Origin of the sequence: Brachyspira pilosicoli P43/6/78, from assembly GCF_000325665.1 — a bacterium.
Lineage (GTDB): Bacteria > Spirochaetota > Brachyspiria > Brachyspirales > Brachyspiraceae > Brachyspira > Brachyspira pilosicoli.
Map to the genome: position 1 here is coordinate 1,191,292 of NC_019908.1, position 23,629 is coordinate 1,214,920.

Below are 23,629 nucleotides of genomic sequence, written 5' to 3' on the forward strand. Positions count from 1 at the left end.
TTTATAAGGATATATATTTATGAATGCTTTACTAACTTTAGGAATAATCGTTTATTCAATAATTTGTGTATTACTACTTTTACTTATAATAATACAAGGCGGTAAAGCAGAAGGCTTATTTTCTAGTGCTCAAGCAAATGTACTTGGAAGCCAAAGAGGAAATGCTCTAACTAAAGCAACTACTATTTTATCTACAATATTTATCGTTGGAGCTTTACTTATATCTATGGCTATAAGCACTCAAAAAACAGCTTTTGACCAAGCAACTACTACTCCTAATATACCAACAACACAACAAGTGCCAGCAACAAATAATACTTTACCAAACACTAATTTGAATACTAATAATTAATTGATTAATTTAAGAATTGAAATATTTAATTGTAAAATAAATAATAATAGAAGAAGTATTTATATATTATCATAAATATATAATGCTTCTTCTATATTATTATTATCATCTATTTTTAATATCTTTTTTTGTACCAGAATCTTTAAATCCGTTTTTTATATAAAATCTTTTAGCCTCTTCATTCTTATCAAAAACATAAAGACATAAGTTTTTATACCCATTATCTCTCATATATGATATACAATGATTTAATAATTCACTGCCTATACCAGAGCCTTGATAAACTGGGTGAACATATAAAGACATTATCTCTCCATAGTTTTCTATGTTGTATCTATTATTACCGCAAGATATAGCACCTATAATATTATCATCTAATATAGCAATATGCACTTCTCTTGTCTTTGTTTTTATACCTTCAGAAAACTCCTCACACCAGTCATCTAAATATATCTTTTTTAAAAAATCTTCTGATACAATATCCTTATAAGATTGCTTCCAACATATAGCATGAAGCTTACTTATATAAAATACATCATCTATATTAGCTTTTCTTATAATTAAATTCATATTGTTACTCAATTTTTTATTTATTCGTTATAAGCTTCTTCAGCACTCATCAAAAGGTCAGTGTCATCTGTATTTTTAACAGGCTTTTCTTCTTCTTTTTTCTCTTCTTTTTGATTTTTATCAACAGCAGGGTTTTTATTTTCTAGATATTCTTCTAATTTTTCTTTAACCTTGTCTACACCGCCCATATTAAGAGCCTCTCTAATCTGTATCTCAAGTTCCATACGCATTTTTGGGTCTGCTGCAAGAAGTTCTCTTACCTTCTCTTTACCTTGTGCAATCTGCTCTCCATTATAATAGAACCAAGCACCACTTCTTGTGATGATTTTTGCTTCCATTGCTAAATCTATTAAAAGTCCCTCAGAAGATATACCCTTACCAAATATTATCTCTAGATTAACCACTTTAAACGGTGAAGATAATTTATTTTTAACCACTTTTATTTTTACTTTATGACCTATAGTATCATCGCCTTTTTTAATCCATTCAGTTCTTCTAATATCAAGCCTTACAGAAGAATAGAATTTCAAAGCCTTACCGCCTGTAGTAGTTTCAGTAGGACCAGCACCATAACCAGTAGTTGCAATATTTTGTCTTAATTGGTTAATAAATATTACAGCAGTATTTGTGTTGCTTATTATAGCAGTAAGTTTTCTTAAAGCATGGCTCATAAGTCTAGCCTGTAAAGCAATATGAGCGTCCCCTATATCTCCTGCAAGTTCTGCCTTTGAAACTAATGCTGCAACAGAGTCCACAACAACAATATCAAAAGCAGTAGAAGACACAACTTTTTCTAATATTTCAAGAGCCTCTTCACCAGAGTTTGGCTGAGAAATATATAAATTATCAATATCAACCCCCAAAGCACTGGCATACACTGGGTCTAAAGCATGTTCAGCATCTATAAAAGCAGCATAACCGCCTGCCTTTTGTGCTTCTGCTATAATGTGTAAAGTGAGTGTAGTTTTACCAGAAGCCTCATGCCCGTAAATCTCTATAATTCTACCGCGAGGAACTCCACCTACTCCTAAAGCATGGTCCAAAGTTAATGCCCCTGTAGAGATAACATCAACATTAACAGTTTTATTGCTTCCAAGCCTCATAAAAGAGCCTGGTCCGTATTTTTTATTTATCTGGTCGGTAATAGCTTCTATTGCTTCGCTTTTACCGTCTTTTTTTACTTCAGCTGTTTCTTTCTTCTTAGTAGCCATATTCTCTCCAAAAAATTATTAACTTAAATATCATTTATAAAATTTATTATATTGTACAAAAATACATTATTTTGTCAAGATATTATTATAAATAAAACTAAAAAATAATCATTTTATATAAATAAAATTATTTAAAATATCAAATTATAATTTATAATATATAGCGATAAAATAATAATAAAAAAGTTTATTTAAGGAAATTAATTTATGAAGAAATTGTTGTTATTACTACTGTTAAGCATTTTACTATATAGCTGTAAAGAAACTAATATAGATTACTCAGATAAAAATAATTGGCTTCAAATATCAGAAGATAAAAATAATGAAGTTGATGTATTTTATTTGTACCCAACAGTATGGTATGGTGAGGGCACTAATAAAGACTTTGTATGCCCTATAGATTTTAAGCCTATGAGAGAAAATGCTACTAATGCCTTAATATCTCAAAGCACTATATTTGAAGAAGTAGGAAACATATATGCGCCTTTTTATAGACAAGCAGATGCTCTATATATATTAGATACAAATAATAATATAAAAAACAAAGAAAAATATTTTAACGACATACCAAAAAAAGATGCACTAGCAGCATTTGATTATTTTATTAAAAATTTCAATAACAATAAACCTTTTATATTAATGGGGCATTCACAAGGTGCTATGATGATAAAAGAAATATTGAAAGACTATTTCAAAACTAATGAAAACTTAAATAACAGATTGGTTGCTGCATATATTATAGGATATTCTGTTACAACAAATGATTTAATAGAGAACCCTCATTTAAGATTTGCAAAAGGAGAATATGATACTGGTGTAATAATTTCTTATGATGTAGAAAGCCCAGAATTTAATGGTTATAACCCTACCCTTCTTGAAGGAGCTATAGCTATTAACTCTATTACATGGACATTAGAAGAAGATAAAGCTGCAAAAGAAGAAAGTTTAGGCTCTTGTTTCTTTGCCGGCACTAATTTTAACGTTGTAAAAAATTTTGCCAGTGCTAAAGTTGACAAAAAAAGAGGCGTTATAAAATGTGATTCTATTAACGCAGATGATTTTTATATTGATGGTATGTTTGAAAAAGGCAATTATCATGTATATGATATAGCATTATACTATAATGACTTAAAAGAAAATGCTAGAAAAAGAGTCGGAGCTTTTTGGAAATAATAATAAAGGTATATTAAATTAATGGAAAATACGAAACAAATAGAATTAGGCACTAAACCTGTTGGAAGATTATTATTCAAATTATCGATACCTGCTATATTAGCACAGATTATTAATGTTTTATATAATGTTGTTGATAGAATGTATATAGGGCATATTGAAGATATTGGAGCTATTGCTTTAACAGGTGTTGGAGGTTACTATGCCTATAATAATGGCAGTATCAGCATTTGCATATCTTATTAGTATGGGCGGAGCACCCCGCTCTTCAATTATGATGGGTAAAAAAAGTTATGACAAAGCAGAAGAGATATTAGGCAATTCTGCTATGGCTTTGATAATTATAGCTGTTACTATTACAATATTTCTATTAATATTTGCTAAGCCGCTTCTTTTGTTTTTTGGAGCTAGCGAAAACACTATTATATATGCTTTAAGATATTTAAGAATATATTCTATAGGAACTATATTTGTACAATTAGCATTAGGATTAAACGCATTCATTACAGCACAGGGAAAGGCAAAAACTAGTATGTTTACAGTTTTAATAGGAGCGATTTGTAATATAATATTAGACCCTATATTTATATTTGGCTTTAATATGAATGTGAGAGGTGCTGCACTTGCTACTATAATTTCACAGGCTGTATCTTGTTTATGGATATTATATTTCATGACTTCTAAAAAAACTATATTAAAATTAAGAATAAAGTATTTAAAAATATCTCCTAATGTAATACTTCCATGTTTAGCATTAGGTTTTTCGCCTTTTATTATGCAATTTACAGAGAGTATTTTATTTGTATGTTTTAATACTTCTCTATTTAAATATGGAGGAGATTTGGCTGTTGGTGCTATGACTATATTAAGCAGTATAATGCAATTTTCTTTTCTTCCAATATATGGTCTTACACAAGGCTCTCAGCCTATAATAAGCTATAATTATGGAGCTAACAATATTGACAGAGTAAAAGCTACTTTCAAAATACTTCTTATAAGCAGTGTAATGTTTTCTACTTTAATGTGGGTAATTTCTATCTTTTTTCCATATTTATTTGTGAGGATATTTACAAGCGATGAAACTTTAATTAACTATAGTATTTGGGCTTTGAGAATATATATGGCAAGCTCCCTTATACTTGGTGCTCAATCAGCATGTCAGCAGACTTTTGTAGCCTTGGGTAATGCTAAAATTTCAGCTTTTTTAGCTATTTTAAGAAAAGTTATACTATTAATACCTCTAATATTCATATTGCCAATATTTATTGAAAACAAAGTGATGGCTGTACTTTTAGCTGAGCCTATAGCAGATATTATAGCCGTATTAACTACTGTAACTATGTTCTATATTTTCTTTAAAAAACTTATAAAAAATATTGAAAAAAATGATAAAAAGTTTAGAATAACAACAATTTAATAGATGTAGTTTATTTTAAAAAACTAATGACGAAAATATATAAATATGTATTTTTTAGTAAAATATATTGGAGAGAAGTATGTTTAAAAAATTAAATTTACAGGTAAAGATTAGTGCCGTTATCTTAATTCCATTTTTGCTGATGATTATTGTTTCCGGCGCTATAAATGTAAAATCTGTAAGCACTATCACTAAAGATTTATCATATAAAGTTCTTGAACAAAGTTCTACAGGTGAAGCTACTATATTACAATTTTTCTTGAGAGAGGAATTATTATATACAACAGGTTTACAATATGATGTTGAAACATTATATAATGATGGTACTAGAACAAGAACAGTATACGAAAACATGATAAATAACTTTTTGGATAAAATGAATCCAAATGTATGCGGAATGTCTATTACATTCTTACCAAATTATGTAGGAGATGACATAAATTACATAAATGACCCAAAATATTCTGCAGCAAATGGTCAATTTAGCTATTATGTTGCTAGAAGCGGAAATCAAAAAGAATCTAGAGGTTTTACATCTCAAGAATTAACAGAAGATTATATAACAAAACCATTATCAACAGGAAAACCTTATATTACACCTATATATGAATATTTGTTGTTTGGAACTAAAAAAGAGCAAATATTTAGCTGGTGTGTACCTATTAGAAATAATGGAAATGTTATTGGGGTTATAACTACAGATATATTAGTTTCTTCTATTAATTCTTTAGTAGCAAATATACAGCCTTTTGAAGGTGCAGAAGCTTCTTTATTTGATAGCGACGGAAATATATTATATGATGCACAAGATACTAATAATGTAACTAAAAAATTATATGCAGCATATGATTATTATAAACAATATAATGTATTAGATGTAATTAATAAAGGAACAGCAACAAACTTCTCTGCTTATAGTGAAAAATTAAAAAAGAATGTTACATATACATTTGTACCATTGGAACTTACATCAGGACAATATTGGGGATTAAAACTACTTGTTCCAAACAATGTTATATTTAGAGAAAGCAATAATATAAGAAATAGAATAATCATTATTTCATTAATTATAATGATTGTAGCATTTTTAATTACACCTCTTATAATAAAGAAAAAAGTAAGTAATGTTATTTATCTATTAGCACAAGATATGGTTAAACTATCAAATGGAGATATATCTTGGACTCCTCCAAAACAGTTTTTAGCGTTAACAGATGAATGGGGAATTATAGCTAACGGTATACAAACTACTTTAGATAATCTTAATAAAATAGTACATACTGTTAAAAACTCTGCTGACCATGTATCTACTGCGGCAAATGAAGTTTTAAGCGGTAACAATGACCTTGCAAGCAGAACAGAAATGCAGGCTTCAAGCTTGGAAGAGACTGCTTCTTCTATGAATGAAATAGCAAGCAATATAAATGAGTCTGCTGATGGAGTATTAAAAAGCTCTCAAATGGTTATGGAGGCTAAACAGTATATTAACAAAGTTGGAAATATAGTTAAAGAAAGTGTTATAAAAATGAATGACGTTAATGAAGCTAGCGGCAAAATCATGGATATAACTAAACTCATAGAAAATATAGCTTTCCAAACAAATATACTTGCTTTGAATGCTTCTGTTGAGGCTGCACGTGCTGGTGAGCAAGGAAGAGGATTTGCTGTTGTTGCTAGTGAAGTAAGAAACTTAGCACAGAATGCTCAAGAATCTGTAAAAAATATTACTAATCTTATTAATGATAGTAATGATAAAGTTACTTTGGCTACTGAAAGTGTAAAAGAATCTCAAAGTATATTTATAGAGTTAGAAGAGAAAATGGATAAAGCGGCAGATATTATGCAAAAAATAAATAATGCTTCACAAGAACAAAAAAGAGGCGTAGAACAAATAAACTTAGCTATTATGGAAATGGATAGCTCTGTACAAAAAAATGCTGCTTTAGTAGAAGAAGCTACTGCTGCTTCACAATCTCTATTAGATGAATCTAAAGATTTAATAGATTCTATTGAATATTTCAAACTTAGAGAAGAAGAATAATTTATAAAAATAAATTAAAAAAGGGTATGTTTATAATATAAGCATGCCCTTTTATTATATAAAAGTCTAACCGCACGGTAAAAAAAATTATAAAAACTTAGCTCTATTAAAATAATAATTTTATTAATATATAAAAATAAGCTTAACGTGCGTTCAAATTAATAATTTTAAAAATATTTTATTTAAAAAACAATGTTCAAAATTGATTTTTTTAAAATATGCTATAATATTTTTAATATATAATCATATTAAGGATAAAAAATGAACAATAAGATACCTCTGCTAATATTAATTGTAATAGCACTTATAATTTCATGCTCAAACAATAATACTAATCCAAACAATAGCCAAGGAGTAAAAGAAAAAACAGAATTAGGCAATGTAGAAACTCCAACAGACAATGGCAGCGGTTCCGGTAATAATGGAAATACAGATAATAATAACCCAACAGACAATGGCAATAATTCAGGAAATAATACAGAAGAAAAGCCTCCTCTTCCTCCGCTAGATAACTATTTACATATGTATAGAGGTGTTGCTCAATATTATGTAAAAACATTAGATGATGCTGTTGTAACTAAGGCATCAGATGAAAATATATATGTTGAAATATATGAAGATTATATAGTTGTATCTTCTGGGGCAACTTTCTTTTTTGATACAATAGAAAGGCCATCTGAAAAAGAATATAAATCTACTGAATATTATAATGATGCTACATATAATTTATATTTAAAAATTAATGATGATAATACTGCATATCTTAGATTAAGTATAAGAGATGCTCACTACTCATATCATTTTGATGCAGATAGTTTACCAGAATTTAAAAATAATTAATTTTATTAATAAATAATTAAAAAGAGGCTTTATATTTATTATAGAGTCTCTTTTTAATTTATTTTATATATACCCCTATACCCTACTTGAATTTTATTAAAAATATATTATAATTATATTGTTAGACTATTGTAACATTTTATAAAAGATAGTAAAATTAATTACGTTTTATATAGGGGTTTATATATATGAAAATGACTTTAAAAATAGGCGGAATGCACTGTGCTGCTTGTTCAAGAGCAGTAGAGAGAGCATTAAAAAAAACTGACGGCATTGAAGAGGCCAATGTTAATATAGCTACTGAAAAAGCTGTATTTAACTATGATGAAAAAAAGCTTAAGTATGATGATATAGTTAATGTTGTAGTAAAAGCTGGGTATCAGGTTTTAGGTAAAGAGGAAGACCCTGCTGTTGTAAAAGCAAGAGAGATAAAAGAGCAGAAAATAAGACTTATAGTATCAGCAATATTTTCTATACCTTTGTTTTATATATCGATGGCACCAATGGTAAGTTTTGTTAAGTTTCCAATACCTAGTTTTTTGGTGCATCACATTAATCCGCAAGTTTTTTCTATAGTAGCAATATTTTTATGTGTACCTGTTATGATATCAGGTTATAAATTTTACACATTAGGTTTTCCTGCACTTTTTAGAGGTTCGCCTAATATGGATTCACTTGTAGCAATAGGAACAACTGCTGCATTTAGTTATAGTATTTACTCTACTGTTTTATCATTTATGGGACTTAATCCTCATGGAGATAATCTTTATTATGAATCAGCTGCTGTTATAATCACATTAGTACAGTTTGGTAAATATTTAGAGGCTAGAAGCAAAGGAAAAACTGGAGAAGCAATAAAAAAACTTATGGGGCTTCAGCCTAAAACTGCTACTATAATCCAAAATGGAGAAGAAAAAGAGATAAAAATTTCAGATGTAAAAGTTGATGATATAGTATTAGTTCGTCCTGGAGAGAAGATTCCTGTTGACGGAGAAATAATAGAAGGATACAGCAGTGTTGATGAATCAATGCTTACAGGTGAGAGTATACCAGTTGAAAAAAGCGTTGGTGATAAAGTGGTTGGTGCTTCTATAAATAAAACAGGAAGTTTCAAATTCAAAGCTCAAAAAGTAGGAGCTGATACTGCATTAGCTCAGATTATAAAACTTGTAGAAGATGCTCAGGGTTCAAAAGCTCCAATAGCACATATTGCCGATGTTGTTTCTTCATACTTTGTACCTGCTGTAATAACTATAGCTTTGATATCCGGTATAATTTGGTTTATAGCTCTTCACAATTTTGTATTCTCTTTAACAGTATTTGTATCTGTACTTGTTATAGCTTGTCCTTGTGCTTTGGGGCTTGCTACACCTACTGCAATAATGGTTGGTACTGGAAAAGGTGCTGAACTTGGAATACTTTTTAAAAATGCTGAGGCTTTAGAGGTATCTCAAAAAATAAATGCTGTAATGTTTGACAAAACAGGTACTCTTACAGAAGGCAAACCTTATGTTACAGATATTATTTCTGATGATAAAGATAAACTTCTTTTAATAGCGGCAAGTGCTGAAAATGGAAGCGAACACCCTTTAGGTGAGGCAATAGTGCGAGAAGCTAAAGAAAAAAATATAAAACTTCTTAGTATAGAAAATTTCAAAGCTATATCAGGTTTTGGTATAGAAACATATATTGATAATAAAAAAGTTTTAATGGGCAATGATAAACTAATAAATAAAGAAAATATCAATATAGAAAATTACAATTCATATATGGATAAACTTTCAAAAGAAGGTAAAACTCCTATGTATGTTGCCTATGATAATAAACTTTTAGGAATAATAGCAGTTGCTGATAAATTAAAAAAAGAAAGCATTGAGGCAATAAACAGACTTCATAAACTTGGAATAAAAACTGCAATGATTACAGGAGATAATAAAAACACAGCTAATTCTGTAGCAAAAGAAGCTGGTATTGACATTGTATTTGCCGAAGTTCTTCCAGAAGAGAAATCTAATGAAGTAAAAAAACTTCAGGAACAAGGTTTTACTGTTGCTATGGTAGGTGACGGTATAAATGATGCCCCTGCCCTCACTCAGGCCAATGTTGGTATTGCTATTGGAAGCGGTACTGATGTTGCTATTGAAAGTGCTGATATAGTATTGGTAAAATCAAATACTAATGATGTTGTTACTGCCATAGAATTAAGCAAAGCTACTATGAGAGATATAAAACAAAATTTATTCTGGGCTTTTTGCTACAACGTAATAGGAATACCAATTGCTGCAGGAGTTTTGCATGTATTTAGAGAGCCTTTAATAGCTTCTTCTATAGGAGGATTTTTAACTGCTATTATGGGTAAGGATTTGCTTTTAAATCCTATATTTGCTGCTCTTGCTATGAGTTTAAGTTCTGTTTCTGTTGTTACTAATGCTTTGAGATTAAACTTTTTTAAACCTAGTAAATAACTTTATTTTTTAATATACTTAGTTTTTTATTCATACTTTACTCCATTAATCCATGTGAATTTAATTTGATAATTTACATGGATTATTTTTTTTATATTTTTTATATTGTTCAACGCACGCAGTGTGAAATTAATAAATAATAATAAATTATTATTCAAATTTTTATAAAAAATAAAATTTTATTTACCGTGCGTTAATAGATATGCAAATTTAATTAATATTGGGGCGGGTGCTATAATTTATCATTTAGCAGTAAAATAAATTAAAATAATAATTCTAAATTAAGCATCAAACATAAAAGGGCGGGCATGTAAATGAAATTTATTTTTTATCTATATCAAAATAAATAAAATATATTCATCATAAATTAATACAACAATCATAATTTTTTATACAAAATTTATTAAAAAAACAAATTATAAGAAACTTTTAATCATTCAATTCGTCTAATAAAGTAAATAGCATGCTATATTATCTCAATAAAAAATTACTTTGTAACTTACAAATTAACTAATTTTGTAACAGGAGGTAAATTATAGATGAAAAATATAATAAAAATATTTATAGATATAATAATGACCATTCTCTTTTTCATTTTATTAGCATATAATCTAACAGGCCGTACAATACATGAATATTTAGGTTTTTTAATTTTTGCATTCTTTATAGTTCATCATATACTAAACTTTAATTGGTGCAAAAATCTATTTAAAGGAAAATATAATTTAACTAGAACATTTAATACATTTATAAATGTTATGCTTTTTATATGTATGCTTGGATTAATTATAACTGGTATATTATTTAATAAAGATTTAGTAGAATTTTTTAATCTTAGCAGCATCAAAGTAATTAATAAAAAACTACATGTAATTTGCAGCTACTGGGGATTTATATTCATGTCAGCACATTTAGGAATGCATTGGGGTATATTTATAAATATGAGTAAAAAATTTATAAATATAAAAAAACCAATATGCATAACAATCGCTTTATTAATAGCTATATATGGAATAGTTTCATTCATAAAAAGAGATTTACACAATGTAATATTTTTAATTACAAAGCTTAATAATTATGATGAGCCTGCTGCATTTTTCTTTATGGACCATATTGCTATAATGGGGCTATTTATATTTATTACTTATTATTTATGCAGATTAAGCACTAAATTAAATAAGGTTAATCAATAAAAGATTATAAAATTGTGTTAAATGGGTTTATAAATAATTTAATAGCTTATATAAAAAATAGAATGATTTTTAAAAATAGTTAATTATAAAAATATACATATTTAGAGATTTACTTTTTTTAAAAAACCAAATAAATCATACTACTCCGTACCATAGTGATAAAATTTTATCTCTATGGTATTATTATATTCATAAATACATATAGCTTTTAATAATACATACTACAATATCATCAAAACATATTTTATTGACTTTTTAATAAAAACATAATAAAATATGCCACTAATGATTAAAACAATATTTATTAATTTTGCAAATATATTTCCGATAATCTAATAACTGCAAAAATATATGGAGGCATTATATATGGCTGAAATAGAACAACAACCTATTGAAAATAACGAAAATAAGGTTGATGTAGAAAATAGTATTAACCTAGTTACTTTTAGATTGGGTCATAATGAATATGCTATAGACATTATGCAGGCTAAAGAAATTATTAAAATGGAAAAAATTACATTAATACCTAATGCCCCAGATTATGTTGAGGGAGTTATTAACCTTAGGGGAAATATTATTCCAATAGTTGATCTTAAAAAAAGATTTAATTTAGAAGAAAATGACGGTGAAAAAAATACTGGTATTATTATAGTAAAAATAGATGATGTAGATATGGGTATTATTATAGATGCTATTTCTAAGGTAGTATCTATTGCCACTTCTAACATACAGCCTCCTCCTCCTATGTTGTCAGGAATAGGTCAAAAATACATTAAAGGTGTTGCTAAACTAGAAGACAAACTATTGGTTGTTCTTGACTTGGAAAAATTAATAGTCGGCGATGATGATGAGACTGAAGAAAATATAGAAGCTTAAAATATTGCTGTTATTACTTTATTTTCACTTATTATAATATCTAATATTTCATCATTATCATCTTTAGGTAATATTGGAAGTATTTGATAATCATACGAAAGCCCTATTCTTAAAGCATTTTTATTCTCTTTTAGAATATTATCATAATACCCTCTTCCAAAGCCTAGTCTGTTGCAATTTTCATCAAAAGCTAAAGCTGGTATTATAAACATTGTTACATTTTCTACATTACAATCTTTACAATGTGCAAATGGCTCACCATTACCAAACTTTGTATTAAAATTAATATCCTTGCTATAATCTTCTATATATTTTAATGTCATATTATGGTCATCTATTATATATGGAGCAGATACTTTAATATTTTTATTTAATAGTTTTTCAATGATATTTTTGGTAGGAACTTCATTAGCAAAACTTATATACAAACAAACTTCTCTAAATTTATTTATATCTACTATATTAAAAAATTTATTTGTAATAGCTAAAGCCCTACTCTCTATAAAACTGCTGTCTAACTTACTTCGTATAAGCTTTAATGATTTTCTTAAAATTTGTTTCTCTTCTTTTATAAGCACTTTAATTTTTATTATGATGAGAAGTTTTCATCTTCATATTCTATCAATATTTCTTGTAATAATTTATCTCTTATAATCTGGTCAATAATCTTTTGAGAAGCAACACCTATATCAATAAATTGTACAGCAAAACCTTTAGGGAAATTTGGTCTTTCTGTGCCGTTATTAATGAAAACAACTTTAGCTTCAGTGAATAATTTAAAATCCTTAAAAGAAATAGTAAGACCTAACATATCACCCTTATTTGGAATATTAATATCAGAACGAATATAAGCACCATTACCGCTAATAGACAGAATATTTCTCTCCATAGTGCCGCGCATTTTATCTTTATATGACACAATAACATTTAAAGGCCAATTTACTCTAGAATATTGTCTTCTCTGAGAACTATCATTATTATTAACATGCTGCAAAAGAACATTATTAACATGGCTCATTTCAGATTTCTTATTAAAAATTATAGCATAAGGATATTTATTATTATCAAAATCATCTTCCGCTTCTATAATAACTAATTTTATTTGCGGATTAATATCTTTGATTTTATCAGCAAAAAAACTAATACTATTTTCATCTTTTTCATTATATCTAATCATATAAAAATAAATATCTATATTATTTTTGATAATATATGACATAGATGAATGAGTATCTTTAAAAGTGCTTATATCAAAAGATTCTGAAAGCCCATTTTTATATTTATCTACAATATTAGAGTCGCTTTCTATTAATACAGCCTTTACTTTATCCATTCCTTGCTCCTTATATACAATTAAATTAACTATAACATATTTAAATAATTATACAATACTATTATAGTAAAATATTTTTTCTATTTCAAATAAATGACTATTATAATTTTTTATAATTATGTTATAATAATTTTATATACTCTATAAATACTATTTTTTAAGGAGAATACAACAAAATATGCCGCATATTAACAAAACTGAAATAAGAATCATATATGCTGATACCGACCAAATGGGAATAGTTTATCATGCTAATTATCTTAAGTTTTTTGAAATAGGAAGAACAGAGCTTTTAAGAGAATTAGGAATTTCATATAAAGAAATGGAAGCTTATGGAATATATTTGCCTGTAAAAGAAGTTTTTGTAGATTATAAAATATCAATAAAATATGATGATTTAATAGTTGTTCATACATCTGTAGATAAATTAAAAAACGTTTCATTAAAACTAAAATATGAAATTAGAAATAAAAATAACCCTGATATACTACACACTACTGGCTACACACTTCATCCTTTCATAAACAAAAACGGAGATATAGTTAAACCTGATGATTATTTATATAATATAATGGCTAAAGGAAAATAAAAAGGATAATAAAAAATATGATGAAATGGATTAATATAGTACTTACTGTTTTATCTTCTGCCAATATGGTCGGCGATATTATAAAAGGAACTAGCTTAGAAAATAAAGCCAAAAATATGTATAAAAGGCTAGATGAAACTGAAAAACTTATGCTTGAAAGAGTTGATGCCAAAATGAATGGATATATAGATTATTTCAGCAAAGAGATTAATTCATTAAAAATTGTTATAAAATTTCTACTTATAGTATCTTTTATATTTTTTATTTTGTTTATACTATCATTGATATTTTTTATTATTGTTTTAAAATATAAAAAAATAATTTAGAGTTTAGAATTATGGCTACAAAAAATAATAAAAAACATTAGTATGTTCGGTAATAACTAAAGAAGGACCTATTTTAAGGTCTATAAAAATAGAACATATAGAACTGCCTTCTGTAAATGGGTATGTTTCCATATATACAGACCATTGTCCATATATAGTAAGTATATCCTATGGAGAACTTAGAATATATGATGAAGAGAACAAATTAATCAATTTATATGTAGAAGGCGGTATTGCTGAAGTAACACAAAATGTTATTGGTGTTTTGGTGGAAAAAGCTATATATCCAAAAGACATTGATGTTTCAATATTAAATGAGAAGATAGAAAAATTAAGCAAACAGATGACTATTAATATTGAAGAGAAGAGAAGAAACAATATTGAAATAGATAAATGTAAAAAACAAATTGAAATAGTTAATAAAGTTAATAAATAAAATATTCTATTGAATTTTATTTATTAACCGATAATGAAGTTGACATATTTTTTATATTTTACTATAATCAATATGTGAATACAGTTTATAGATATTGAATATGCCAAAAATCGAAGATTTAGAAAGATTAGGAAGTTTAGCTTTTATAATAGGAAACAAAAACTTACCAAAAGAATTATCACAAGAAGACTATAACAATTTTAAGTCAGTATTTACAGACGAATATATGGCGAATTCTACACCAAATAACGATGATGATGTACCGTCTATAGATGATTTAGATAATTTAGATAACCTAGATTTGCCTGATGATAATACTAATGACAATTTAGGTTTATCTGACGATTTAGGGTTGCCTGAAGAATTGGATACAGCTGATAATTTAGACAATAATAATAATACTGAATTAGATAATTTGCCTGACAGCACTAATGATGATTTAGGTTTACCTGATGATTTGGGGTTGCCTGAAGAGTTGAATACAGCTGATAATTTAGACAATAATAATACTGAATTAGATAATTTACCTGACAGCATTAATGATGATTTAGGCTTACCTGATGACTTGGGATTGCCTGATGATTTAGGTGTAACTGATAATTTAGATGATAATGATGAAAAGATAGAGTTAGATAATTTAGATTTACCAGATAGCATTGATGATGATTTAGGCTTGCCTGATGACTTGGGATTGCCTGATGATTTAGATGATATAAAAAATGATAATAAAAAATTAGATAATGATACAGATTTAACTAATTTAGATTTACCTAAAGATAAAGAATTAGAAAACAAGCTTAATTCTGAAATTAATGATTCTTACAATAGTAAATTAAATAACAATATTCCTGATTTACCTATATTAGATGATTTACCTTTACCTGAAAGTTTAGATGATTATAGTAATGACAGTAATGATAGTATAGAAGAAACAATAACAGATGATATTGACAATTTAGCAGATAATTTACCAGATGATTTAGATGATACATTAGAAGAAGAAATTATTAATAATGATAGTAATTTAGATGATTTGGATAACTTAGAAAGCATATTAGACGATGACACTAATGAAAAAGAAGAATCTAAACAAGAAGACACTGATAATTTAGATTACTTAGAAAGTATATTAGACGACGATACTAGTGAAAAAGAAGAGCCTAAACAAGAAGACACTGATAATTTAGACGACTTAGAAAGTATATTAGACGATGATACTAGTGAAAAAGAAGAACCTAAACAAGAAGACACTGATAATTTAGACGACTTAGAAAGTATATTAGATGATGATACTAGTGAAAAAGAAGAACCTAAACAAGAAGATACTGATAATTTAGACGACTTAGATAGTATATTAGATGATGATACTAATGAAAAAGAAGAACCTAAACAAGAAGATACTGATAATTTAGACGATTTAGATAGTATATTAGATGATAACACTAAAGAAGAGAGTAATAATAATTTAGAAACTGCATTAGATGATAATATAAAAACTCAAGATGCAGACGAATTAGAAAACAACATAGACAATAATAGCTTAGAATCAAATAACGATAATTTGATGGTTGAAAATGTTGCTGGTAATGTAAGAATAATCGAAGAAGAAAACACATTACCTTCTCCGGATTCTGCTGATAGTTTAGGAGAATCAAAATACGAAGATGTTGACAAAGACATAAATGATGATGAAGTTATAGACAACATCAAAAGATTATCTCCTATTACTAGATATCATGTTTTAGATGCGATATTAAATGAAAAACTCTCCAAAAACTCTATGCAAAAATTATTAAAAGCTTTAGAGAAAGGCGAGTCTAATGAATATATAACAGATTTTATAAATAATGAATTAGGTTTAAGTATTTCAGATTCTAGAGGCGGATTATTAGATATTATACCTATTCCTAGCTCATTAAAAGAATATGCTAAAATAATAAGGATTGCCGCAATATTTTTAGTATTATTTGTTGGCGTAGTATTATTTTCATATCAATTTATATATAAGCCTGTTTTAGCTAATAGATATTTCAAAATGGGTTTAGAAAATATATATAACAGTCAATTTGATGAAGCAGAAAGAAATTTTGCTAAGGGAGACAGATTAACTCCTAAAAAAATTAAATGGTACAACAAATACGCAAAAGAATATATAGATAGGTCTGCTTTTGATTATGCACTAAAAAAATTAGAAACTTCTGTAGATATAAAACCTAGAAATATTGATACTAGACTTTTATTTGGATATTACTACAGAAATAAAGGTGAAAAAGAATTATCAGAAGAAGATTATAACAGCGGTGAAGAGTTGTATAATAATTTAATGACATATACTGATAAAGAAAAAGACTTAAAGAGAATATACGATGATCTTGGTGTTCTTATGATAAGCAGAGCTAAAACTCTAGTAGAACCTAATTATTATAACAATGCTTATGAAAACTACAGAGAAATGATAAACAAATTTGGAGATAATGTTATACCAAGAAAGAGAGTAATGCTTATAAAAATATATCAAGATAATTATCAAGATGTTAAAGATTTGCAAAATCATATAAATAGATTAAAAAACGGATATATAGATGATGATGTTTATCCTAAATTAGCAAAATATTTATTAGATAAAGATGATTTCTATGGTGCTAGAAAATTGTTTGAAAAATTATTAGCAAAATATACAAACAATTTAGAATCTATTGTTGGATATGCAGATTATGAAGCTAGATTAAAGCATTATGACAGAGCTAAAGAGATATTAATAAATTCAGCTCTTCCTCTATACACTTCTAATCCTTATAATGTTGGAGAGGAATATGTATACAATATGCTTGGACAAATATATTATAATTTAAAAGAATATGGAAGTGCTATTAATAATTTCAAATTAGCATTAGAAAAAAATAGCTTGTATCCAGATGCTAATTTTAATTTAGCTAATTTGTATTTTTATCAAGATAATGATTATAAAAAAGCAAAAGAACATTATAAGATAGCTTATGATAATTTAGCTCCAGATTTGAGAAGCGACCAATTACTTTATAATTTATCTTGGTTATATTATTTAGATGGAGAATATGATTTAGCTTTTCAAGGATTTAATGATTTATTCTACAAAAATCCTGATAACAGCATTGTATCATATGCTTTAGGTAATTCTCTTCTTCATTTGGATAGAGCTAATTTGGCTAATGGTTTTTATAGAAACGCTTTGAATAAGGCATTAGAAAGCAGAAGAGACAAATTTGAAATGCGTACAGAAAAAGACTTTATGTTTATTAGCTATTTAGCTAGTTTACATAACAACATAGGTGTATCTTATGCTTATAATTCTGTTGTAAGCAACAAAATAGAAAATGAACAGATGGCATTTAAGAATTTTGTTGTTGCTAGTGAATATTTTGACCAATTAAGAACATCTAATATAGATTTGGATATGGCTGAAAAAAGAACTGTTAATATAGACAATCAAAATATTGGTGCTTCAAAATATAATATGATGGCTATACAAAGCAAAAGAAACTTAAAAAATAGCGTTATTATAGATGATTATATACCAAAGACTATGTTTAATTTGAAGTAAAAATCTATTAAATAATAAAGCCTATGATATATTTTTTGTATCATAGGCTTTTATTATATAATATTTTTATTTAGCTATTTCAATTATATTATCTCTACCCTACTTATAAAGTTATATCATCAATTTTTTTAAGCTCTAAATCTGTTAAATTATTTTTATTAATTATTTTAAGATTTTCCATTATTTGGCTAGGTTTAGAAGCTCCTATTAAAACACTTGTAATCTCTTCGTCTTTTAATACCCATCTCAAAGCCATTTGTGCTAAAGTCTCTCCCCTCTCTTTAGCTAAGTCATTAAGCTCTTTTATCTGTCTTAATCTATCTCTCGTAATTGCATCTTTTTTTAAATATCTTCCATCTACTGCTATTCTGCTATCATTAGGTATGCCGTCAATATATTTATCTGTAAGAAGTCCCTGAGCAAGAGGACTATAAGCTATTATTCCTTTTGACAATTTTTTTGCTTTTAATTTTAGCCCATTACTTTCTATTGTTCTGTCAAATATAGAATATCTATTTTGATTGATTATAAAAGGCACATTAGCATAAGTTAATATTTTAGAAGCTCTCTCCATAGTAGCTCCGTCATAATTAGAAAGACCAACGTACAAGGCTTTACCGCTCTTTACTATTCTAGTTAATGCCTCCATAGTCTCTTCAAGAGGAGTTTCACTGTCCATTCTATGATGATAAAATATATCAACATATTCAAGGTTTAATCTTTTTAAGCTTTGATTTATACTAGCTATTAAATATTTTTTACTTCCCCAATTTCCATAAGGTCCGTCCCACATATCATAGCCTGCTTTAGTACTTATGATAATTTCATCTCTATATTTATTAAAGCCGTCATTTAAAATTTTACCCATATTAATTTCAGCAGCACCATATGGAGGACCATAATTATTAGCCAAATCAAAATGTGTTATACCATTATCAAAAGCAGTATTTATAATATCTTTCATATTGTTATAATCACAATTCTCACCAAAATTGTGCCATAAACCAAGAGATATTATAGGTAATTTTAAACCGCTTTTACCGCACCTATTAAAAATCATATTATCATATCTATTCATAATTTAATAACCCCTCTATATTAATATTTTAATATATTTTTAAAAAATTGTAAATTTAAATAATTATATACATTTTTGATATTTTACCGAAAATATATATATTATTTTTTTACAATAGTTATTATTTTTGATTTATATATATAATAATTTGGAGGTTTAGAATCAATGTTCAAAAAGATGATAACTTTTATTATTATTTTATGTACTGTTGGATGCAGAACTCTAGAAACTGCCAAAGAAAGTAACAATATAAAAGATAATAATAATAAAACAGAAATTAATAACAACGAAAATAATGATAAATCTGAAACAAAAGAAAATAATAACATTAAAGAAGAACCATTAAAAGAAGATGATTCAAAAGATAAAACTCTAAAATATGGTGAAGATTCTGAAATACAATCTCTATATATAAACGGCAAAAAATATTATGTATTAAGTGCTGATAATATAGAAGATATGACAGAAGATGAAATCAAAAACTCATCATTAGTAGCACCTTTAAAAATTACAGAAGAAACTATAAAAGGAATTGACGGAATAGTAATAAAATATTATGATGTTCAAATATTTTTAGGAGAACAAAATAGATTTGGAAATACAAAGGTAGGATTGTTTGAACCGCAAAATAGAGCTTGGACTATAGGGGAAGATAAAAAGAGAAACAATGAGATAGAATTAAAATTAAGCAATTCTACAGTAACTATTACAATAAAAAGAGGAAGCATATCGCTTAGATATTATTAATTAATTAATTTTTTAAAATAAAAAAAATAGAGTTTTATTATGGGCAATAATTTTCTATATAAAAAGGTATATGATGATATTTTAGAAAAGATAGATAATGGAGTATGGAAAAGAGGAGATAAAATACCTAAAGAAAAAGATTTATTAAAATCATATAATGTAAGCCGAGATACATTAAGAAAAGCTTTATCTAGGCTTAAATTTGAAGGCATTCTATATTCCAAAAGTGGTATAGCTACATATGTTAAAGAAAAAAAATTAGACTACAAATTAGCTTCTATTGAAAGTTTCAGTGAAATTTCTAAAAGAGAAAATAAAACACCTAGAAGCATAGTATATAGAGCAGAAAGAATTATTCCAAATGATGATATAGCAAATAAAATGGAATTAAAAAAAAACGAGTCAGTATTTTTTATAGAAAGATTAAGACTTGCTGAAAATAAAGTAGTATGTTATGAAAAAACATATATAAATGAAAAGCTCTGCCCTGATATAGATAAATACGTATCTCCAAATACTTCATTATTCAATCTATATGAAAATCAATATAATATAAAAATTAGTTACGGAAAATATACTTTTGAAGCAATTAATGCCCCATCAGATATGGCAAAAATCCTTTCTATTAAAGATGGAGATGCCATATTGATGATGAATGCCACAATATTCACAATAGATAATATTCCATTGTACACAGTTATCGCTAATTACATAGGAAGCGAATACATTTTCACGACGGTATTACAACGAGAATAAAAAATACGTATTTTTATTAATTATTATTTGACAAGTAGGTATTTTTTACTATACTATATAATGTATATACGTATATATCACACTCACATCAAAGGATACAATATATGAAAAATATAGCAATCATAGGAAGTAGTGGGGGAAATTTATACAATTTAGGCGGTAAAGACCCTGTAAAACTTTTATCAGAGATAAAATTACAAACAGACTCTACAGAAATTGCCATATCTAATATTTTATTTATAGGTGCAGATGCTCCTATGGATAATATAAAGCCAACAGCAAAAGCATCTATATTTAGGCTTGAAAATGGTGAGATTGTAAGCACAGAGGTAAAAACTTTATCAGAGATAAATGAAGATGCAAAGAAATATGATTTAGAATTAGCCAATATTATAGAGAGTGGTAATATAGACGGACTAATATTAATGAGCTGCGACCCTTCAAATATTAACAAAAAAAGTATTGATGCAGCAATAAGCAAAAAAATACCTATAGTTGGTACAGGCGGAGCTTCTATGGCAGATTTGCAGTCTAATGGTGCAAATGTTATAGCAGTTTCTGGTACAACCGGCACTACAAATAGAACCAGAGCAATATCAGCTATTACAAGTTTAAGTAAATATTTCAATATAAAATACAGACCTGTAATAGGTTCTAGCGGAAGTTCTTCAGGCGTATCAACAAAAGAAAATGTATTTAAGAGAATAAATTTTAGAGGAATTATGATGGGGGCTTTGCCAGGATTTATATCTATGGCATTAATACTTGCTGTGAGTAAAATACCTGGTTTAGAAAAGCTAACAGATGTTTTTGATATTTTAATAAAGGCTCTCCCTGTTATTGTTGCTGTAATAGCAGCTAAGCAAGTATCTGGATTAGATGAAGTTGGAATAGTTGCGGGTGTAATATCGGGTGTATTATCTGTTGAGGGAGGCATTATTGGCGGGATTATTGGCGGTATTTTAGCTGGGTTGTTTAGCTATTTTATCATTACTAAATGTTTTGATTTAAGAGTGCCGGCTACTACTGCTAATATAATTGCAGGAGGTTTATCTGGAATTATAGCAGGTCTTTTAGTTTATTTCTTACTAGCACCTGTAGCTTTATTTATAGGAGAGGGTATAAAAAAGTTATTAGAAACTATTATATCATTCTCACCTATATTGGCTGGTGTAGTTGGGGGATTATTAATATGGCCTGCTATTATTGGAGGAGTATATCATGCTGCAATATTGCCTATAGTTCTATTAGAAATGGAAGCTACTGGAAACAGCTTTTTAGGTTCTATAGATATGGTTGGACTTGTTATGTGTTCTGCTGGTATTACTTTTGCCAATATTATAGCTCCTAGAAGAAAAGATGATAAATCAATAGCTGTACCTGGTTTTCTTATCAATGTATGTTTTGGTACATTTGTAGAGGCTTCTTATCCGTTTATGTTCTCAAATAAATTGGTATTTGCTAGTGCTATAGTATCTTCTGCTGTTGGAGGTGCTGTGGTAGGATTGTTTAATGTAAGAGGTACTGCTTATGTTCCAGCTATAATAGCTCCTGGGCTTTCCACTACACCTATAGGCTTTGTAATTGCAATGCTTACTAGTTTTTTGGTTGCTTTCTTGCTCACTGTTATAGTAAATAAAATATCAAAAGCACAGGATAAATAATTTAAGGAGTGAATATAAAATGATAAGAAATGATATGATTAAAAAAATGGAAATATCTAGAAAAAAAGTACTTGATGCCATAAAAGAAGGAAATGGATATACAATATTAAGTACAGGAATTACTGGAGATGATGCTAGAATTGCTAAGGCTGTAGTAGATGCAGGTGCTAAATTATTAGAGCCAAACCACCCTGCTGTTGTATTAGCTAGAGGATATAAAGGTATCAACAATATGCATAATGCTGAAAAAGTAAGACATGAGCTTCCTTTAGAAAAGATGCTTGAGGTTGTATCTGGGGTAAGAAATGTAGTTGGAGATGATATATATATTACAGTTGGTGTTCCTGGCGGATTTACTGAAGTTATGCCTATAATATTGGAAGATAGTGATTTTCAGAAAATATCTTTAGCAGGGGCTGATGGATTACATACTCATAAATCATCTATTGAAGATTTAAAAGAATTAGTAGAAAAAGCTCATAAATACGGTTTATTAGTGGATGCATATATTGGACAGCCTACTGATTTACATACATTCGGTATACCGGCTAAAACTCCTGATGATGTAAAAAATGTTGCTAAAGAAATGGAAAAAATTGGGGTTGATTTTATCGGCTTAATGACTGGAATGAGTTATGAAGGAGTTAAAGCAGGAGAAATACACCCTGAAATAGAAGAAAGATTAAAAGCTTTAGTTTCTGCTGTTAAAGTACCTACATTAGCTGAAGGCGGAATTAATATAACTAATTATAAAGCTTTCAAAAATACAGGTGTAAATATACTTGTAATAGGAACAGCAATAGATAATGTAGTATGTAATGCCGCTGCAAATGTAGTTAAAGATTTTTTAACTAAATAATTAAATTAGACAAATAAAAAATACCTACTATATACAAATAAAAAAATTGGGAAAGTCTTCATATATGAGGCTTTCTCAATTTATATATAGGAAATATTCAAATAAATAAAAATACTTGCATAA

The 23,629-nt window shown here is 27.6% G+C and carries 20 protein-coding genes and 1 pseudogene; 16 read left to right on the forward strand and 5 right to left on the reverse strand.

Annotated elements, in window-relative coordinates; genetic code table 11:
* Positions 1–19 precede the first annotated feature (19 nt).
* Positions 20–352, forward strand: a complete 333-nt coding sequence (locus BPP43_RS05305) for a preprotein translocase subunit SecG (RefSeq protein ID WP_013244824.1) — start codon at positions 20–22, stop codon at positions 350–352.
* Between the two features lie 105 nt (positions 353–457).
* On the opposite strand, the gene BPP43_RS05310 is transcribed toward BPP43_RS05305, so the two are convergent.
* Both BPP43_RS05310 and recA read right to left on the reverse strand, forming a co-directional pair.
* On the reverse strand, positions 458–922 hold the full coding sequence (locus tag BPP43_RS05310) for a GNAT family N-acetyltransferase (protein ID WP_015274382.1): 465 nt from the start codon (positions 920–922) through the stop codon (positions 458–460).
* A 20-nt stretch (positions 923–942) separates the two neighbouring features.
* A complete protein-coding gene (gene recA / locus BPP43_RS05315) occupies positions 943–2,133 on the reverse strand; it encodes a recombinase RecA (RefSeq protein ID WP_015274383.1) in 1,191 nt (396 codons plus the stop codon).
* A gap of 207 nt (positions 2,134–2,340) precedes the next feature.
* Between recA and BPP43_RS05320 the strand changes: the two genes are divergently transcribed.
* From BPP43_RS05320 to BPP43_RS05350, 7 genes and pseudogenes are all read left to right on the forward strand, one after another.
* On the forward strand, positions 2,341–3,306 hold the full coding sequence (locus tag BPP43_RS05320; RefSeq protein WP_015274384.1) for a DUF3089 domain-containing protein: 966 nt from the start codon (positions 2,341–2,343) through the stop codon (positions 3,304–3,306).
* 21 nt (positions 3,307–3,327) lie between these two features.
* Positions 3,328–4,723: pseudogene (locus BPP43_RS05325) on the forward strand (MATE family efflux transporter).
* Positions 4,724–4,802: 79 nt separating this feature from the next.
* Positions 4,803–6,764 carry a methyl-accepting chemotaxis protein gene (locus BPP43_RS05330; RefSeq protein ID WP_015274385.1) on the forward strand — a complete coding sequence of 654 codons (1,962 nt, stop codon included), beginning with the start codon at positions 4,803–4,805 and terminating at the stop codon, positions 6,762–6,764.
* Between the two features lie 261 nt (positions 6,765–7,025).
* Positions 7,026–7,604, forward strand: coding sequence for a hypothetical protein (locus BPP43_RS05335; protein ID WP_015274386.1), 579 nt, complete (start codon positions 7,026–7,028; stop codon positions 7,602–7,604).
* A gap of 188 nt (positions 7,605–7,792) precedes the next feature.
* Positions 7,793–10,069 (forward strand): heavy metal translocating P-type ATPase, encoded by a 2,277-nt coding sequence (locus tag BPP43_RS05340; protein WP_015274387.1) that lies wholly within the window; start codon positions 7,793–7,795, stop codon positions 10,067–10,069.
* Between the two features lie 539 nt (positions 10,070–10,608).
* Complete coding sequence (locus tag BPP43_RS05345; protein ID WP_015274388.1) at positions 10,609–11,262, forward strand: DUF4405 domain-containing protein; 654 nt, start codon at positions 10,609–10,611, stop codon at positions 11,260–11,262.
* Between the two features lie 366 nt (positions 11,263–11,628).
* On the forward strand, positions 11,629–12,138 hold the full coding sequence (locus tag BPP43_RS05350; protein ID WP_014932661.1) for a chemotaxis protein CheW: 510 nt from the start codon (positions 11,629–11,631) through the stop codon (positions 12,136–12,138).
* On the opposite strand, the gene BPP43_RS05355 is transcribed toward BPP43_RS05350, so the two are convergent.
* Together BPP43_RS05355 and BPP43_RS05360 are read right to left on the reverse strand one after the other, a co-directional pair.
* Positions 12,135–12,716 carry a 5-formyltetrahydrofolate cyclo-ligase gene (locus BPP43_RS05355; RefSeq protein WP_013244814.1) on the reverse strand — a complete coding sequence of 194 codons (582 nt, stop codon included), beginning with the start codon at positions 12,714–12,716 and terminating at the stop codon, positions 12,135–12,137. The genes BPP43_RS05350 and BPP43_RS05355 overlap by 4 nt on opposite strands.
* A gap of 11 nt (positions 12,717–12,727) precedes the next feature.
* On the reverse strand, positions 12,728–13,471 hold the full coding sequence (locus BPP43_RS05360) for a PilZ domain-containing protein (RefSeq protein WP_013244813.1): 744 nt from the start codon (positions 13,469–13,471) through the stop codon (positions 12,728–12,730).
* Between the two features lie 178 nt (positions 13,472–13,649).
* Here BPP43_RS05360 and BPP43_RS05365 point away from each other — a divergent pair, with 178 nt between their 5' ends.
* The 4 genes from BPP43_RS05365 to flcA all read left to right on the forward strand — a co-directional run bounded on the left by BPP43_RS05365 (position 13,650) and on the right by flcA (position 18,402).
* Positions 13,650–14,060: an acyl-CoA thioesterase gene (locus tag BPP43_RS05365; protein WP_013244812.1), complete on the forward strand. Its 411-nt coding sequence runs from the start codon at positions 13,650–13,652 to the stop codon at positions 14,058–14,060.
* A 17-nt stretch (positions 14,061–14,077) separates the two neighbouring features.
* A complete protein-coding gene (locus tag BPP43_RS05370; protein WP_013244811.1) occupies positions 14,078–14,386 on the forward strand; it encodes a hypothetical protein in 309 nt (102 codons plus the stop codon).
* A 97-nt stretch (positions 14,387–14,483) separates the two neighbouring features.
* The gene (locus BPP43_RS05375; protein WP_252832421.1) at positions 14,484–14,822 is read left to right on the forward strand and encodes a F0F1 ATP synthase subunit delta/epsilon; all 339 of its coding nucleotides are present in this window, start codon (positions 14,484–14,486) and stop codon (positions 14,820–14,822) included.
* 100 nt (positions 14,823–14,922) lie between these two features.
* Positions 14,923–18,402: a periplasmic flagellar collar protein FlcA gene (flcA, locus tag BPP43_RS05380; protein WP_015274391.1), complete on the forward strand. Its 3,480-nt coding sequence runs from the start codon at positions 14,923–14,925 to the stop codon at positions 18,400–18,402.
* 103 nt (positions 18,403–18,505) lie between these two features.
* On the opposite strand, the gene BPP43_RS05385 is transcribed toward flcA, so the two are convergent.
* Positions 18,506–19,480, reverse strand: coding sequence for an aldo/keto reductase (locus tag BPP43_RS05385; protein WP_015274392.1), 975 nt, complete (start codon positions 19,478–19,480; stop codon positions 18,506–18,508).
* A gap of 165 nt (positions 19,481–19,645) precedes the next feature.
* Here BPP43_RS05385 and BPP43_RS05390 point away from each other — a divergent pair, with 165 nt between their 5' ends.
* From BPP43_RS05390 to BPP43_RS05405, 4 genes are all read left to right on the forward strand, one after another.
* Entirely contained in the window at positions 19,646–20,227 is a 582-nt protein-coding gene (locus BPP43_RS05390; RefSeq protein ID WP_015274393.1) for a hypothetical protein, read from the forward strand.
* A gap of 39 nt (positions 20,228–20,266) precedes the next feature.
* On the forward strand, positions 20,267–20,983 hold the full coding sequence (locus tag BPP43_RS05395; protein WP_013244806.1) for a GntR family transcriptional regulator: 717 nt from the start codon (positions 20,267–20,269) through the stop codon (positions 20,981–20,983).
* A 104-nt stretch (positions 20,984–21,087) separates the two neighbouring features.
* Complete coding sequence (locus BPP43_RS05400) at positions 21,088–22,647, forward strand: phosphotransferase system protein (RefSeq protein ID WP_015274394.1); 1,560 nt, start codon at positions 21,088–21,090, stop codon at positions 22,645–22,647.
* 19 nt (positions 22,648–22,666) lie between these two features.
* Positions 22,667–23,506: a beta/alpha barrel domain-containing protein gene (locus BPP43_RS05405; RefSeq protein WP_013244804.1), complete on the forward strand. Its 840-nt coding sequence runs from the start codon at positions 22,667–22,669 to the stop codon at positions 23,504–23,506.
* Positions 23,507–23,629: the final 123 nt, after the last annotated feature.